General features: G+C 71.1%; 13 protein-coding genes. 6 read left to right on the top strand and 7 right to left on the bottom strand.

Annotation, left to right across the window (positions count from 1 at the left end; genetic code table 11):
* Window positions 1-388: 388 nt before the first annotated feature.
* Window positions 389-1,588: a pyridoxal phosphate-dependent aminotransferase gene (locus CHR28_RS17865; RefSeq protein ID WP_094054637.1), complete on the top strand. Its 1,200-nt coding sequence runs from the start codon at window positions 389-391 to the stop codon at window positions 1,586-1,588.
* Window positions 1,589-1,720: 132 nt separating this feature from the next.
* Here the strand turns inward: CHR28_RS17865 and CHR28_RS17860 are convergent, their stop codons facing one another.
* A complete protein-coding gene (locus CHR28_RS17860; RefSeq protein WP_094054636.1) occupies window positions 1,721-2,248 on the bottom strand; it encodes a YbjN domain-containing protein in 528 nt (175 codons plus the stop codon).
* Window positions 2,249-2,417: 169 nt separating this feature from the next.
* On the opposite strand from CHR28_RS17860, the gene CHR28_RS17855 reads away from it, so the two are divergent.
* A complete protein-coding gene (locus CHR28_RS17855) occupies window positions 2,418-2,894 on the top strand; it encodes a hypothetical protein (RefSeq protein WP_256984289.1) in 477 nt (158 codons plus the stop codon).
* 18 nt (window positions 2,895-2,912) lie between these two features.
* Here the strand turns inward: CHR28_RS17855 and clpB are convergent, their stop codons facing one another.
* Window positions 2,913-5,510, bottom strand: coding sequence for an ATP-dependent chaperone ClpB (gene clpB, locus CHR28_RS17850; RefSeq protein ID WP_094054635.1), 2,598 nt, complete (start codon window positions 5,508-5,510; stop codon window positions 2,913-2,915).
* 102 nt (window positions 5,511-5,612) lie between these two features.
* Here clpB and CHR28_RS17845 point away from each other — a divergent pair, with 102 nt between their 5' ends.
* Complete coding sequence (locus CHR28_RS17845) at window positions 5,613-6,029, top strand: pyridoxamine 5'-phosphate oxidase family protein (RefSeq protein ID WP_094054634.1); 417 nt, start codon at window positions 5,613-5,615, stop codon at window positions 6,027-6,029.
* Between the two features lie 167 nt (window positions 6,030-6,196).
* Here the strand turns inward: CHR28_RS17845 and CHR28_RS17840 are convergent, their stop codons facing one another.
* Window positions 6,197-6,532, bottom strand: coding sequence for a hypothetical protein (locus tag CHR28_RS17840; protein ID WP_094054633.1), 336 nt, complete (start codon window positions 6,530-6,532; stop codon window positions 6,197-6,199).
* Window positions 6,533-6,899: 367 nt separating this feature from the next.
* Here CHR28_RS17840 and CHR28_RS17830 point away from each other — a divergent pair, with 367 nt between their 5' ends.
* Both CHR28_RS17830 and CHR28_RS17825 read left to right on the top strand, forming a co-directional pair.
* Window positions 6,900-7,841 carry a helix-turn-helix transcriptional regulator gene (locus CHR28_RS17830; protein WP_256984288.1) on the top strand — a complete coding sequence of 314 codons (942 nt, stop codon included), beginning with the start codon at window positions 6,900-6,902 and terminating at the stop codon, window positions 7,839-7,841.
* A gap of 17 nt (window positions 7,842-7,858) precedes the next feature.
* Entirely contained in the window at window positions 7,859-8,848 is a 990-nt protein-coding gene (locus tag CHR28_RS17825; RefSeq protein ID WP_094054630.1) for a helix-turn-helix transcriptional regulator, read from the top strand.
* On the opposite strand, the gene CHR28_RS17820 is transcribed toward CHR28_RS17825, so the two are convergent.
* Window positions 8,811-9,854: a helix-turn-helix transcriptional regulator gene (locus CHR28_RS17820; protein ID WP_094054629.1), complete on the bottom strand. Its 1,044-nt coding sequence runs from the start codon at window positions 9,852-9,854 to the stop codon at window positions 8,811-8,813. The two genes, CHR28_RS17825 and CHR28_RS17820, sit on opposite strands and share 38 nt — an antisense overlap.
* A gap of 228 nt (window positions 9,855-10,082) precedes the next feature.
* Here CHR28_RS17820 and CHR28_RS17815 point away from each other — a divergent pair, with 228 nt between their 5' ends.
* On the top strand, window positions 10,083-11,288 hold the full coding sequence (locus tag CHR28_RS17815) for a DUF418 domain-containing protein (protein ID WP_094054628.1): 1,206 nt from the start codon (window positions 10,083-10,085) through the stop codon (window positions 11,286-11,288).
* Here CHR28_RS17815 and CHR28_RS17810 read toward each other — a convergent pair.
* From CHR28_RS17810 to dnaJ, 3 genes are all read right to left on the bottom strand, one after another.
* Window positions 11,281-12,390 (bottom strand): sugar ABC transporter substrate-binding protein, encoded by a 1,110-nt coding sequence (locus CHR28_RS17810; protein WP_373453362.1) that lies wholly within the window; start codon window positions 12,388-12,390, stop codon window positions 11,281-11,283. The two genes, CHR28_RS17815 and CHR28_RS17810, sit on opposite strands and share 8 nt — an antisense overlap.
* A 283-nt stretch (window positions 12,391-12,673) precedes the next feature.
* Window positions 12,674-13,126, bottom strand: coding sequence for a heat shock protein transcriptional repressor HspR (locus CHR28_RS17805; RefSeq protein ID WP_010032111.1), 453 nt, complete (start codon window positions 13,124-13,126; stop codon window positions 12,674-12,676).
* A 5-nt stretch (window positions 13,127-13,131) separates the two neighbouring features.
* The gene (dnaJ, locus tag CHR28_RS17800; RefSeq protein ID WP_094054626.1) at window positions 13,132-14,310 is read right to left on the bottom strand and encodes a molecular chaperone DnaJ; all 1,179 of its coding nucleotides are present in this window, start codon (window positions 14,308-14,310) and stop codon (window positions 13,132-13,134) included.
* Window positions 14,311-14,319 lie beyond the last annotated feature (9 nt).

Genomic DNA, 14,319 nt, shown 5'->3' with positions numbered 1-14,319 from the left:
TAACTACACGCGCCTCTCCGACATGCGCACCGTCATAACCTGACCCCGCTGCCAAAAATCACCCACATTATCGCTTGCTGTGAGCAGAACACCAATCAGGCCACAAGACGGGCCCAAACTACTTTGGAACAAACAGGTCTCCAGTCCGACCTGCACTCGTGTAATCAACGTCGCATCCTCTGCACCCGTCCATAGACCAGATGCACCACTTGGCAGGCCCCGCTACTTCGCGGGCCGGGCCGTCTGTGGGCCGTCCGAGGGCGGCCAACGACGACAGATGACGACAGTCAACGACAGCCCTACCCCTGCTCAGAGATGGGGCCCCGGGCGCCGGCACAGGTGCTAATCCGCGAAGGTGAGTTGAGGAACTCCAGAGCTTCGGCGGAGGATGGCCCGCATGACCTCCAGTGCGCGCCCCCTCCTCAACCGCCGGCTCGCCGAGTTCGGGACGACGATCTTCGCCGAGATGTCGGCCCTGGCCCTGAGCACCGGGGCCATCAACCTCGGGCAGGGCTTCCCCGACACCGACGGACCCGAGGAGGTCAGGGAGGCGGCCGTGCGGGCGCTGCGGGACGGCCGCGGCAACCAGTACCCGCCGGGCCCGGGCGTCCCCGAGCTGCGCACCGCGATCGCCGCACACCAGCAGCGCCGCTACGGCCTGTCCTGGGACCCCGACACGGAGGTCCTGGTCACGGCCGGTGCCACCGAGGCCATCGCCGCCGCCCTGCTGGCACTGGTGGAGCCCGGTGACGAGGTGGTCGCCCTGGAGCCGTACTACGACTCGTACGCGGCGTGCGTCGCGATGGCCGGCGGGCGCCGCGTGCCGGTGACGCTGCGCGCGGACGTCGAGGAGGGCCGTTTCCGGCTGGACCTCGACGAGCTGCGCGGCGCCGTCACCGACCGCACCCGCCTGCTGCTGATCAACACCCCGCACAACCCGACCGGCACGGTCCTCACCCGTGCGGAGCTGGCCGCCATCGCCGAGCTGGCGGTGGAGCGTGACCTGCTGGTCGTGACGGACGAGGTGTACGAGCACCTGGTCTTCGACGACGCCGAGCACGTGCCGCTGGCGGCCTTCCCGGGGATGCGCGAGCGCACCGTCACCGTCTCCAGCAGCGGCAAGACGTTCTCGTTCACCGGCTGGAAGGTGGGGTGGGTGACGGCCGCCCCGGGGCTGGTCACGGCGGTCCGCTCGGCGAAGCAGTACCTGACGTACGTCTCGGCGGGCCCGTTCCAGTACGCGGTCGCCGAGGCCCTGTCCCTGCCCGAGTCGTACTTCACGGACTTCCGCGCCGACATGCTGGCCAAGCGGAACCTGCTGGCGGCGGGTCTGGAGGAAGCCGGGTTCCGGGTCTTCCGCCCTTCGGGCACGTATTTCGTGACCACCGACATCCGCCCCCTCGGCGAGAGCGACGGCACCGCCTTCTGCCGCGCCCTGCCGGAACGCGCGGGCGTCGTCGCCATCCCCAACGCGGTCTTCTACGACCATCGCGCGGAGGGCGCGCCGTTCGTGCGCTTCGCCTTCTGCAAGCGGACGGCCGTGCTGGAGGAGGCGGTGGGGCGGCTCAAGGGCGTCGCGGGCGGCTGAGGCGCCGGGCTGCCGAGAGGAGCGGGAGCGGCAGAACCGCGGGAGCAGCGGGAACGGCGGGAAAAGACAGACGGCGCGTGCGGCGCGCACCGTGTGCGTACGCGCCGACGCGCCGTGCGAGGCCCTCGGGGCCTACTCGCCGTCCTCGGGCTTCTCCGCCTCGTTGATCTCCTGCTCCAGACCGAGCTGCTCGACGAGCCACTTGTCGAACTCGATCGCGGCGCGCACCCAGCTGACCGTCGAGGAGACGAAGTGCTCCAGGCTCACGCCCATGCCGATCAGCATCTGGGCCTCGCCGATGAGGCGGACCGTGCCGTCGTCGTGGGTGTGGCTGTAGACCTTGGGCCACAGGGTGCGGCGGTTCCAGTCGTCGATGGACTCCAGGATCTGCGGCTTGGCCTCGATCTCGTGGGGCCGGTCGTAGAACGTCCGCACGGAGAAGACCTGCTGGTCTCCCTCTCCACGGAACATGAAGTAGGTGCGGAACTGCTCCCACGGCGCCGCGAGGTCTCCCTCGTCGTCGACGACGTACTTGAGCTCCATCTGGTCGAGGAGCTGCTTCACGAGGTCCTGATCCGGGACGACGGGGCCCGCCGGTCCTTGCGGCTGCGGCTCGGGCTGGCCCCCGAAGTTCGGAATCGAGGACGGGTCGATGGTCACCGTGAATTTCCCTTCGTACGGATTCCGCCATCCTCCCCCATGCGGGGAGGGGGGTGGCAAGCCCCGACAGACCCTGTCAGCCCACGGCTGACACGATCCGGTCAACCGCAACCTCCGGGTGCCGCAGCCCGTCTCCCCCAAGGGTGGACGACAGGGGGCGGTGGCCGTGGTGGAAGCGGAGCGAGGACGTACCCGGTGGGGGCTGGTCCTGCCGTTCGTGGCGCTGCCGGTGCTCGTTCTCGGGTTCCTCGTCCTCGGCCTTTTCATGTGGGCCTGGTCCGACGAGAACGGGGACGACCGCTCCGGCGCGGCGGCCGGTGTCCCCTGCGCCGAGGCCCTGGCCTTCGGCGGCGCCGCACCTCCCGGCGAGGCCGAGGTGCGGGACTGCACGGTGCAGCGGGGCATCGACACCGCGTACTCGGCGGTGCTGCGGATGCCCCGCGAGGACGTGCGCGGCTGGCTGCGGACGACCTACCCGGACGCCCCGGAGCCGCGCACGGGGGGCGGGGTCTGCGGGGCGCTCTGCCTCGACGTGACCCACGAGGACGGCCTGCCGGGCACCCCGCAGGCGCACGTGGTGCAGGTGCGGGTGGAGTACGAGAACGCCGAGACGGCGCGGGTGCGCTTCTCGGCGTTCACGATGTGACCCCCGGGTCCGGGCCGCCTACAGGGTCTTGCCCGTGGCCGGGCCCACCAGGAGCCCGTCCTCGAAGCGGTCGACGCGGACCGTGTCGCCGTCCTTGATCTCCCCGGAGAGGATCTCCTTGGCGAGGCGGTCGCCGATGGCCGACTGGACGAGCCGCCGCAGCGGCCGGGCCCCGTAGGCCGGGTCCAGGCCCTCCTCGGCGAGCCAGGCCAGGGCCTCCGGCGTGATGTCGAGGGTCAGGCGCCGCTCGGCCAGGCGCTTGGCCAGGCGGTCGATCTGGAGCTTGGCGATGCGCTCCAGCTCCGGCTTGGTCAGCGCGGCGAAGACGACCAGGTCGTCCAGGCGGTTGAGGAACTCCGGCTTGAAGGAGCTGCGCACCACCTCCAGCACCTGCTCCTTCTTCTCCGCCTCGCTGGTGATCGGGTCGACCAGGAACTGGCTGCCCAGGTTCGAGGTGAGCACCAGGATCGTGTTGCGGAAGTCGACCGTGCGGCCCTGTCCGTCCGTGAGCCGGCCGTCGTCGAGCACCTGCAGCAGGATGTCGAAGACCTCGGGGTGGGCCTTCTCGACCTCGTCCAGCAGGACGACGGAGTACGGCCGCCGGCGCACGGCCTCGGTGAGCTGGCCGCCCTCCTCGTAACCGACGTATCCGGGCGGGGCGCCGACGAGGCGGGCCACACTGTGCTTCTCGCTGTACTCCGACATGTCGATGCGGACCATGGCCCGCTCGTCGTCGAAGAGGAAGTCGGCGAGGGCCTTGGCGAGTTCGGTCTTGCCGACGCCGGTCGGGCCGAGGAAGAGGAAGGACCCGGTGGGCCGGTCGGGGTCGGCGATCCCGGCGCGTGAGCGGCGTACGGCGTCGGACACGGCGCGCACGGCCTCGCTCTGCCCGATGAGCCGCTTGCCCAGCTCGTCCTCCATGCGCAGCAGCTTCTGCGTCTCGCCCTCCATCAGGCGCCCGGCGGGGATGCCGGTCCAGGAGGCGACGACGTCGGCGATGTCGTCGGCGCCGACCTCCTCCTTGACCATGGTGTCCTTGGCAACCTCCTCCTCGGCCTCGGACGCGGCCTCAAGGTCGCGCTCCAGGGCCGGGATCTCGCCGTACAGCAGCTTGGAGGCGGTGTCGAAGTCGCCGTCGCGCTGGGCGCGTTCGGCCTGGCCACGCAGTTCGTCGAGGCGTTCCTTCAGCTCGCCGACGCGGTTGAGGGACTGCTTCTCCTTCTCCCAGCGGGCGGTCAGGCCGCGCAGCTCCTCCTCCTTGTCGGCGAGGTCGCGGCGCAGCTTCTCCAGGCGCTCGCGGGAGGCCGCGTCGGTCTCCTTGCCGATCGCCAGCTCCTCCATCTTCAGCCGGTCGACGGCGCGCTGGAGTTCGTCGATCTCGACGGGCGAGGAGTCGATCTCCATGCGCAGCCGCGAGGCGGCCTCGTCGACCAGGTCGATGGCCTTGTCGGGCAGGAAGCGGGAGGTGATGTACCGGTCGGAGAGCGACGCGGCGGCGACGAGCGCGCTGTCGGCGATCTGCACCTTGTGGTGGGCCTCGTAGCGTCCCTTGAGTCCGCGCAGGATCGCGATGGAGTCCTCGACGGACGGCTCGGCGACCAGCACCTGCTGGAAGCGCCGCTCCAGGGCGGGGTCCTTCTCGATCCGCTCGCGGTACTCGTCGAGGGTCGTCGCGCCGACCATGCGCAGCTCGCCGCGGGCCAGCATGGGCTTGAGCATGTTGCCGGCGTCCATGGCGGAGTCGCCGCCGGCCCCGGCGCCCACGACGGTGTGCAGCTCGTCGATGAAGGTGATGATCTGCCCGTCGGAGTCCTTGATCTCGGCCAGGACGGTCTTCAGGCGCTCCTCGAACTCGCCCCGGTACTTGGCGCCCGCGACCATGGCGCCGAGGTCGAGCGCGACGAGCCGCTTGTCCTTCAGCGACTCGGGCACGTCGCCCTTGACGATCCGCTGGGCGAGCCCCTCGACGACGGCGGTCTTGCCGACGCCGGGCTCGCCGATCAGCACGGGGTTGTTCTTGGTGCGCCGCGACAGCACCTGCACCACGCGCCGGATCTCCTGGTCCCGGCCGATGACCGGGTCGAGCTTGCCCTCGCGGGCGGCGGCGGTGAAGTCGGTCCCGAACTTCTCCAGGGCCTTGTACTGGCCCTCGGGGTCTGCGGTGGTCACGCGGCGCTGTCCTCGCGTCTTCTGGAAGGCGGCCTGAAGCTTCTTGGCGTCGGCGCCCTGCCGGGAGAGCACCTCGCCGGCCGCGCCGCCCTTGGCGGCGATGCCGATGAGCAGATGCTCCGTGGAGAGGTACTCGTCGCCGAGGTCCTTGGCGCGGGCCTGCGCGTCGGCGACGACGGCGAGCGTCTCGCGGTTGGGCTGGGGCGGCGCGACGGTCGACCCGGTCACGCTGGGCAGCCCGGCGAGCACGCGCTCGGCGCCGGAGCGCACGGCGGCCTGGTCGGCTTCGACCGCGGCGAGCAGGTCGGTGATGTTCTCGTTGTCCTGCCCCTGGAGCAGTGCGAGGAGCAGGTGGGCGGGGGTGAGGTCGGGGTGCCCCTCGGTCACGGCCCGGTTGCTGGCAGCGTTGATCGCGTCCCGGCTCCGGTTGGTCAGCTCGGCGTCCACGTTCGCGTTCTCCTCCTTGCACTGACCCGAACGACTTACACAAAGTTGAGTCTACTCCACTCAAGGCGGTGCCGGGGAGGCGCAGGAGCTAAGTTCCGGGCCATGGCGACCAAGTACTCCGTCGATCCGGGCGCCCCGGACCCGTCGTATCTCGGCTTCTGGCGGGAACGGCACCTGTGCACCCTGACGACGCTCCGCCCGGACGGCACTCCGCACGTGGTACCCGCCGGGGTGACATACGATCCCGCGGCCCGGCTCGCTCGGGTCATCACCAACAGGACGAGCGCGAAGGTGCGGCACGTGCTGGCCGCCGGGGACGAGGGGGCGGCGGTCGCCGTCTGCCAGCTGGAGGGCAGACGCTGGGCGACACTGGAGGGCCGGGCCTTCGTCCGTACGGAACCGGAGCGGGTGGCGGAGGCGGAGCGCCGCTACGCGGAGCGCTACGGGCGGACGCCGTCGCCGAACCCGTCACGTGTGGTCATCGAGATAGAGCTGACCCGCGCGCTGGGGCGCGGTTGAGCGAAGTGAACATCCACACCGGTGATCGACCGGTTCCGGCCACAAGGGAAGCGGGCCGATACCCGGAAATGTCCCCACAAACTGCAGCGGCGTCACCGTGTTCAGGTCACGGTGACGCCGCTGCGGGGGGAAGCACCTGAGCGATCTGTTACGACGGGGGAATCGCGTCAGGCACTGCGGGGGGTGGCAGAGATGGTCCGCGGGACAGGGGAGTCGGCCTCCACCTGCTGGTGGTCCCGTTGGTCCAGGTTCACAAAGATCATTCCGTACCGCACGGCACATCGCACTGGCTGCGGCGCCCCCCGAGGCCGCCGCAGACACCGGTACGCCCGCACGTCTCCGTCCTCGTCGCGCGTGACGACGACCGGCTCACCGAACACGGTCACCATCAGCGAGTCACCGCTGTGGGGGATGGCGGTGACCAGGTCGATGAAGTGCCAGCCGGAGCGGTAGGCGGTGGCCATTTCACGGCGGAAGGAGCGGTCGTCGGGTGGAGTGGTCACGGTCAGCTCCCCGCTCCGTCGACCCCGGGGCTCGGCCACTGGGTGTTGTCAGCCACTGCCGCGTTCACAGCCACCGCCGGCCACTGCGTGTTCGCCCGGGTTCCGCTCTCCTCATCGGAGAAGCCGCTCAGCGCACCGAGGGCTACGACGGCGGAGAAGGCGGCGACAAGCACCGAGCGAAGCATTTTGTTACGCATAGTCGGCTTCGTCCTCACTTGAAGGTCCCCTTTTCCCCCGTCGAGTACGACGATGGCTCATTCGGGCACGTCATGGCCACACAATCGATGCATCATGTTCCTGCATGTTCAGGACCCTGGGGGGTGGAGATTTGGCAACGAATCCGACAAAGGAGACACATCCCCATGCGATGACCGAGTGGTGCGAGGAGGGAGGCCGTCTGTACGCCTCCGCTCTGCGTACCGGACGCATCGCACGCGCGGAAGTGGAGTCGGCGCCTTGCCTGGTGGAGTTCGACCTCCTCCACCCCGATCCGGACGATCCCGACTGGCTGCGTCCGGTGCCCCCGGTCATCGCCCTGTCCCGGCAGCTCGGTCCCCTGGAGAACGAGATCGCCCAGCGCAGGCGCCTGGCCGTCGATCTGGCGGAGACCTTCCAGCCGTTCATGGCCATGGGTACCCACACGGCGTCCGGCGACTCCATCACCGTGCTCGAAGGCGGTGAACGCATCAACGCCGCGCTCAACCTGGCCACCGCCCAGTGCCAGGCGGAGCTGCTGACGGTACAGCCCAGCGACCGTGTCTCCGAGCGGAGCCTGCTGCGCAGTCTCGAACGCGACAAGCCCCTGATCGACCGAGGGGTCAAGGTCCGGAGTCTGTACCAGCACACCGCCCGCTACAACCCCGAGAAACTTGCCTACGTGGCGCGGCTGTCCGAGGGGAAGGTGGAGTACCGCACCATCGACGAGCTCGTCGAGCGCCTGATCATCTGCGACGAGACGGTCGCCTTCATCCCGGCGCGGGACGACCAGCAGATCGCCCTGGAGCTGCGCCATCCCGGGCTCGTGCGCTACCTCATCAAGGTCTTCGAGTACCTCTGGGACCGTGCGGTGCCCATGAGCACCGGCGCGCCCTACGAGGCGGCCTCCGACGGCATCACCGAGATCCAGCACTCCATCGCCAAGCTCCTGGTGGAGGGCCACGTGGACGAGGCCATCGCCCGCCGCCTCGGCATGAACGTCCGCACCTGCCGGGCCCACATAGCCAAGCTGGCGTCGGCCCTGGGCAGCGGCAGCCGGGCCCAGCTCGGCTATCTCATCGCCCAGTCGGGGATCCTGCAGCAGGACCACTGAACAGGAGGAATCCCCGGGTGACTTCGGCGCCACACCCCCCGCACGCCCCGGAGGACCTGTGCCGGGCCGGCACGGACCTGTACGAACGTGCCCTGCGGGAAGGCCGCGTGGACGCCGGTGAGGCCCACGCCGCGCCCTGTCTGGCGGAGTTCGGCCTGCTGCAGCCCGCCGTCGACGATCCGCACCGGCTGGAGCCCGTCGCCCCGGCCGTCGCCCTGCACCGGCTGCTGCGGACCACCGCCGAACGCATCGCACGGGAACGGCGGCGCGAGGAACGGCTGGCCGAGACCTTCGGAGCCCTCGGGGCCGCCGAGGGGCACGGCACGGCCGCGGACACCACCCCGACGCTCCGGCTCCTCAGCGGCAAGGAGACGATCAACAGGACGCTCACCGAGGTGCTGACGGACGCGTCACGCGAACTGCTCACCATCCAGCCGCGCGCCGGTCTCCCGCCGCAGCGCGTCGAGGCGGCCTACGCCCTGGCCCTGAGCCGCGACCAGTCGCTGCTGGACCGGGGCGGCCGCATCCGCACCCTCTACCAGCACACGCTCCGCCACTCCCCCACGACCGCCGCCTACCACGACCGGCTCGACGGCGACGTCGAGGCGCGGGCCCTGGACGAGATCACCGACCGGCTCATCGTCGTGGACCGGGAGGTCGCGTTCATGCCCGCCGACGGCAGCGGTGACCTCGCCCTGGAGATCCGTCACCCGGCCATCGTGCGGTTCCTGGCCACCACGTTCGACCGCCTCTGGCGCCTGGCCACCCCGGTGTTCCCCGAAGCCGCCCCCCAGCCCTCCCGCGACGGCATCACCCCCCGCCAGCGGGCCATCGCGGCCCTCCTCGTCGAAGGGCACACCGATGCCGTCATCGCCGACCGGCTCGGGATGAACATCCGCACCGCCCGCGTCCACATCGCCAAGCTCGCCGCCACGCTGGGCAGTCAGAGCAGGGCCCAGCTCGGGTACCTCATCGGGCAGTCCGGGATTCTCGACCGGGAAGACTGACCTGCCGGGCGGCGGCCCCCCGTGGCGGCCCGTCCAGGCCCGCCTGGGCGATGCGCACGCCCAGTTGCGTACGGCTCGCCGCCCCCAGCGTCTCCGACAGCCGCGCGATGTGCGCCCGGCAGGTACGGACGCTGATGCCCAGGCGCTCCGCGATCACCGCGTCCTGGTGGCCCTCCGCCAGCAGCGCCGCGATGGACTGCTCCCGGTGGGAGATGCCCTCGATGCCCGTGTCGGGCAGCGGGGCCGTCAGCGGGATCGCCAGGCGCCACAGCCGCTCGAAGACCGTGACCAGATACTCGATCAGCGCGGGGTGGCGCAGCTCCAGCGCCATCGTCCGGTCGGTGTTGGCGGGGATGAACGCCACCGTCCGGTCGAACAGGATCAGCCGGTCGATGACCTCGTCCAGCGTGCGCGCCTCGACCGCGTCGCCCATCAGCTCCAGATACGTCAGCAGCCCCTGCCCGTGCCGGGCGACATGGGTGTACAGGTCCCGCATCCGCACCCCGCGGCCCCGCAGCGCCAGCGCCCGGTGCAGCCCCTCGGAGAGCTCCGCCTCGCGCCGGATGCCGCCCGGCTGCACGGTCAGCACCTCGGTCGTGCACGCCTGGGTCGCCTCGTCCATCGCCGCCTGGATCCGGGCGAGTCCGTCCAGGACCCGGATCGCCGGGCCCTCCGTGGCGGCCGCGGCCGGCTGCACCTGGCGGCCCAGCCCGGCGTACCGCTCGAACGCGGCCACGGCCGAACCCACCCGCCGCTGGCTCGCGCTGACCTCGTCGTACATCCCGCGCAGCAGCCGGGTCATGACCTCCTGCGGAGAGGTCGGCACCAGCCAGTCCATGTCGTCCGGGTCCGGGTGCAGCAGGGCGAGTTCCAGCAGGCAGGGCACCGGCTCCGCGTCCCGGCGCGCGACCCGGCCCCGCCGCACGGCCCGGGAATACACGCGATCCCCGGCCTCGCACAGCCGGTCGGCACCGTGAGGATGCTCCTCCGCCCCGTGCCCGGCCATCGCCCGTTCCACCCCCGGTTACGCCGTCTTCCGCAGCGCAACTATGCGCGGCCGGGACCTGCTCCGCAACACGGCTCCCCCGCGCCGGAGTTCCTTTCCGCGCCGCCGGGCCCGTGCCTCCGCTCGCTCCGACCTGGCCTGTTGCCGCGCCAAGGGGTGCCGTCCGTACGGCCGATGTGCGACCTTTGTGATCACGGGCCGGGCCCGCCTGCCCGGCGAGGGGGAGAGATGGACGACCCGGGGGAACCGGCGGACCGCCGGCGGCTGCCCGCCGTGGACGCGCTGCGGGGTTTCGCCCTGCTGGGCATCCTGGTGGTCAACAGCGCGCAGATGCTGAGCCCCTGGGAGGCGGAGGGGTTCCGCGACCCCGGCGCGACGCCCGCGGACCACGTCGCCGTCTGGCTGGTGACGGCGCTGGCGTCGAGCAAGTTCTACCTGCTGTTCTCGTTCCTGTTCGGCTACAGCTTCACGCTGCAGACGGTCTCCGCCGAGCGGGACGGCGGCTCCGTCACCGCGCGCTTCCTGCGCCGGTCCCTGGGCCTGGTGCTCCTCGGCCTGGCGCACGCCGTGCTGCTGTACACCGGCGACATCCTCATGGCCTACGGCCTGCTGGGCCTGGTCCTGCTGTGGGCGCGGCGGATCGCACCGGCCACGGCGGTGAAGGCCGCCGCCTGGCTCTACGGCGTGTTCGGCGTCGTCCTCGTCGCCCTGGGGGCGCTCACCACGGCGGTGGACGAGGAGGAGCCCGTGCCGCACGGGGCGATCGCCGAGGCCGTGGCCGCCTACCGCGGCACCGCCGGCACGGTCGTACGGGAGAACCTGGACCGGCTGCCGCTCACCCTCGCCGCCGTGCTGCTGATGGCCCCGGGCGTGCTCGCGGCCTTCCTGCTGGGTCTGGCGGCGGGCAAACGGCGCCTGCTCGCTCCCGGCGGGGTGGGCCGCGCCCGGCTGCGGCGGACCGCGGCGGCCGGACTGGCCGTCGGGCTCCCGGGGGCGGTGTTCTTCGCCTGCGCCGCCCAGGGGCCGCTGGAGGACCGCTGGCACCTCCTGGGCGTCGGCGTGGGCACCCTGACGGCGCCGGCCCTGTCGGCCGCCTACGCGTGCCTGCTGCTGCTCCTGCTGGACTCCCCGCGGGGTGACCGGGTGCGGCGGCTGTTCGTCCCGGCGGGCCGCCTCGCGCTCACGAACTACCTGGGGCAGTCCCTGGTCGTGATGTGCGTGGCGACGGCGTACGGCCTGTCCCTGTACGGGCGGCTGGGGGCGGCCGCCGTGCTGCTGCTCGCCCTCGCCGTGTACGCGCTCCAGCTGGCCCTCAGCACCGCGTGGCTGCGGCGCTTCGGGCACGGGCCCGCCGAGTGGCTGCTCCGGGCGCTCACCCTGGCCGGACGCCCGGGACGGGCCCGGGCCCCGCGGGCGCCGGAACCGGCTAGTTGAGACCGGCCGCCTGGCACGCCGCCTTGTACTTGGCGGTGCAGATGTCCGACACCTTGTAGATGTCGTCTGCCACGACCGTGTCCTCGATGTTCTCCTTGGTCAGCGCGACCACCGGCACGAGCTGGGCCGGAATGCCCTTGTGCGTGGGGCTGTCGACCTTGTCGCGGGTGAGCGCGGCGAACTGGATGTCGCGGCCCTGCACCTTGGCGACGGCCATCTCCGCGGCGTTCTCCGCCTCCTGCGGGTACGACTTGTAGACGCTCATGTACTGCTCGTCCGCGAGGATCCGCTGCACGGCCGCGAGTTCGGCGTCCTGGCCGGTGATCGGCGGCAGGTCGGTCACGCCCGCGGCCTCCAGGGCCTTGACGATGCCGCCGGCCATGCCGTCGTTGGCCGAGTAGACGGCCTTGATGTTGTCCTTGCCGATCCTCGCGATCGCCTCGGCCATGTTGGCCTGGGCGTTCTCCGGCTTCCAGTCCTTGGTGTCGAAGGACTGCGCGATCGTCACCTTGCCGTTCAGCTCGGACATCGCCCCGGCCTTGAACTGCTTGGCGTTGGGGTCCGTCGACGAGCCGTTCATCATGACGATCTTGTCGGACAGGCTCGCCTTCTCGCCGATGGCCTCCAGCAGCGAGCGGCCCTGGACCTCGCCGACCAGTTCGTTGTCGAAGGAGATGTACGCCTCGATCGGGCCCTCGGCCAGCCGGTCGTAGGCGATGACCGGGATGCCGGCCTCCTTGGCCTTCTTCACGCCGTCGGCGATGGCGTGCGAGTCGACCGCGTCCAGCAGGATCACGTCGACGCGGTCGTCGATCATCTTCTGCATCTGGCTCGCCTGCTTGCCGGCGTCGGCCTCGGCGTTGGCGTACTCGACGCGGCCCTTGTCGTTGGTGAGCGACTCGACCTTCCGCTTGATGATCGGGTAGTCGAAGTTCTCGTAGCGCGTGTTCGCCTTCTCCGGCAGCAGCAGGCCCACCGTGATGTCGTTGCCCTTGGTCGGGCTCGCGTCGTCGCTGCTCCCGGTCGCGTTGAGCACGCCGCAGCCGGCGAGCGTGACGGAGATCGTGGCGGTGGCCACGGATATGGCGATACGACGACGCATGCGGAAGCTCACTTCGCGTGTGATTCGGACGTGGGCACAGCATTGCGGCCCATGTGTCTGAAAAGACAACGCGGACGCGCCCCCCAGCGTCAAGCGGAACCACTTAACGAGATGGCAACACCACGCTCCGCAGCAGTTGTGAAGACTCTGCGGAATCATCTTCAAGTCCCGCTCACGGCCCGGTCATCGACGAGGAGGGGGGCGGAATCGCCCTCAAGGCGCACAAGGCACGCGAAAGGGGCCGGGAGTCTCCTCCCGGCCCCTTTTCCGCGCGATGGGCGCGTCAGTCGGACTGCTGCTGCCGCTTCGGCCGCCACACCACCAGCGCGCTGGTCTGCTGCACCTCCTGGTACGGCACCAGGTCCCGGCGGTACGACGCGTGCACCGCCGCCTCGCGCTGGCGCATCGCCGCCGCGGCGCCGTCGAGCGCGTCCTCCAGCTCGGCCACCCGGGCCTGGAGGGCCGCGACCTGGTTCTCCAGTTCGATGATGCGCTTGATTCCGGCCAGGTTGATGCCCTCGTCCTGCGACAACTGCTGCACCTGGCGGAGCAGTTCGATGTCACGGGCCGAGTAGCGCCGGCCCCGGCCGGCCGTGCGGTCCGGGGACACCAGGCCCAGACGGTCGTACTGGCGCAGGGTCTGCGGGTGCAGGCCGGACAGCTGGGCCGCCACCGAGATGACGTAGACCGGGGTCTCCTCGGTCAGTTCATACGGGTTGCGTCGACGACCGTCCATCTGACTCATGCTCCCTTCGCGGCCTGGAACAGCTCCGCCCGCGGATCCTCACCCGCGGTCGCCTCGCGATACGCCTCGAGTGCGTCACGAGCCTTCCCCGTCAGGTCCTTCGGGACACTCACCTCGACGGTGACCAGGAGGTCGCCGCGGGTGCCGTCCTTGCGGACCGCGCCCTTGCCCCGGGCGCGCATCGTACGGCCGTTCGGCGTGCCGGGGGGCAGCTTCAGCGTGACGGGCGGGCCGCCCAGGGTGGGCACCCGCACCTCGCCGCCGAGGGCCGCCTCGGTGAAGGTGACCGGGACGGTGACGGTGAGGTTGTCGTCCTTGCGGCCGAACACGGGGTGGGAGTCGACGTGCACGACCACGTACAGGTCGCCCGCCGGACCGCCGCGCTCGCCCGGCGCGCCCTTGCCGCGCAGCCGGATCCGCTGGCCGTCGCTGACGCCCGCCGGGATGCGCACCTGCATGGTCCGCGAGGACTTGGCCCGGCCGCTGCCCTTGCAGACGTCGCAGGGGGTCTCGGCGATCAGGCCGCGGCCCTTGCAGTCCGGGCAGGGGTCGGTGAGGGAGAAGCCGCCGCCGCTGCCCCGGGCGACCTGCCCGGTGCCGACGCAGGTCGGGCACACGCGCGGTGTGCCGTTCTTGTCGCCGGTGCCCGAACAGGCCTTGCAGGGCGACTGGGAGGACATCCGCAGCGGGACGGTCGCGCCCTCGATGGCCTCCGTGAAGCTGAGCGTGACCTCGGACTCGATGTCCTGGCCGCGCCGGGGCTGCGTACGCGTGCCCGGGCCGGCGCCGCCGCGGTTGAACAGGCCCCCGAAGACGTCACCGAGGCCGCCGCCGAAGCCGCCGGCGCCCTGGCCCCCCTGGCCGCCCCCGAAGAGGTCGCCCAGGTCGAAGTTGAAGGAGCCGCCCGCGCCGCCGGGCCCCGGGCGGAAGCCGCCGTTGCCGAAGAGGGCGCGCGCCTCGTCGTACTCCTTGCGCTTCTTGGGGTCACCGAGGATGTCGTTGGCCTCGGAGATCTCCTTGAAGCGCTCCTCGGCCCTGACGTTTCCCTTGTTGGCGTCCGGGTGGAACTCGCGGGCGAGCTTCCGGTACGCCTTCTTGATCTCGGCCTCGGTGGCGTCCTTGGGGACGCCGAGGACCTTGTAGTAGTCCTTCTCGATGAAGTCCTTGGTGCTCATCCTCGACGC

The sequence above is a fragment of the Streptomyces sp. XY006 genome, assembly GCF_002237655.1.
Taxonomy (GTDB): domain Bacteria; phylum Actinomycetota; class Actinomycetes; order Streptomycetales; family Streptomycetaceae; genus Streptomyces; species Streptomyces levis.
The sequence above is the reverse complement of the archived record's forward strand: the minus strand, read 5'-3'. Positions and strand labels throughout refer to the sequence as shown.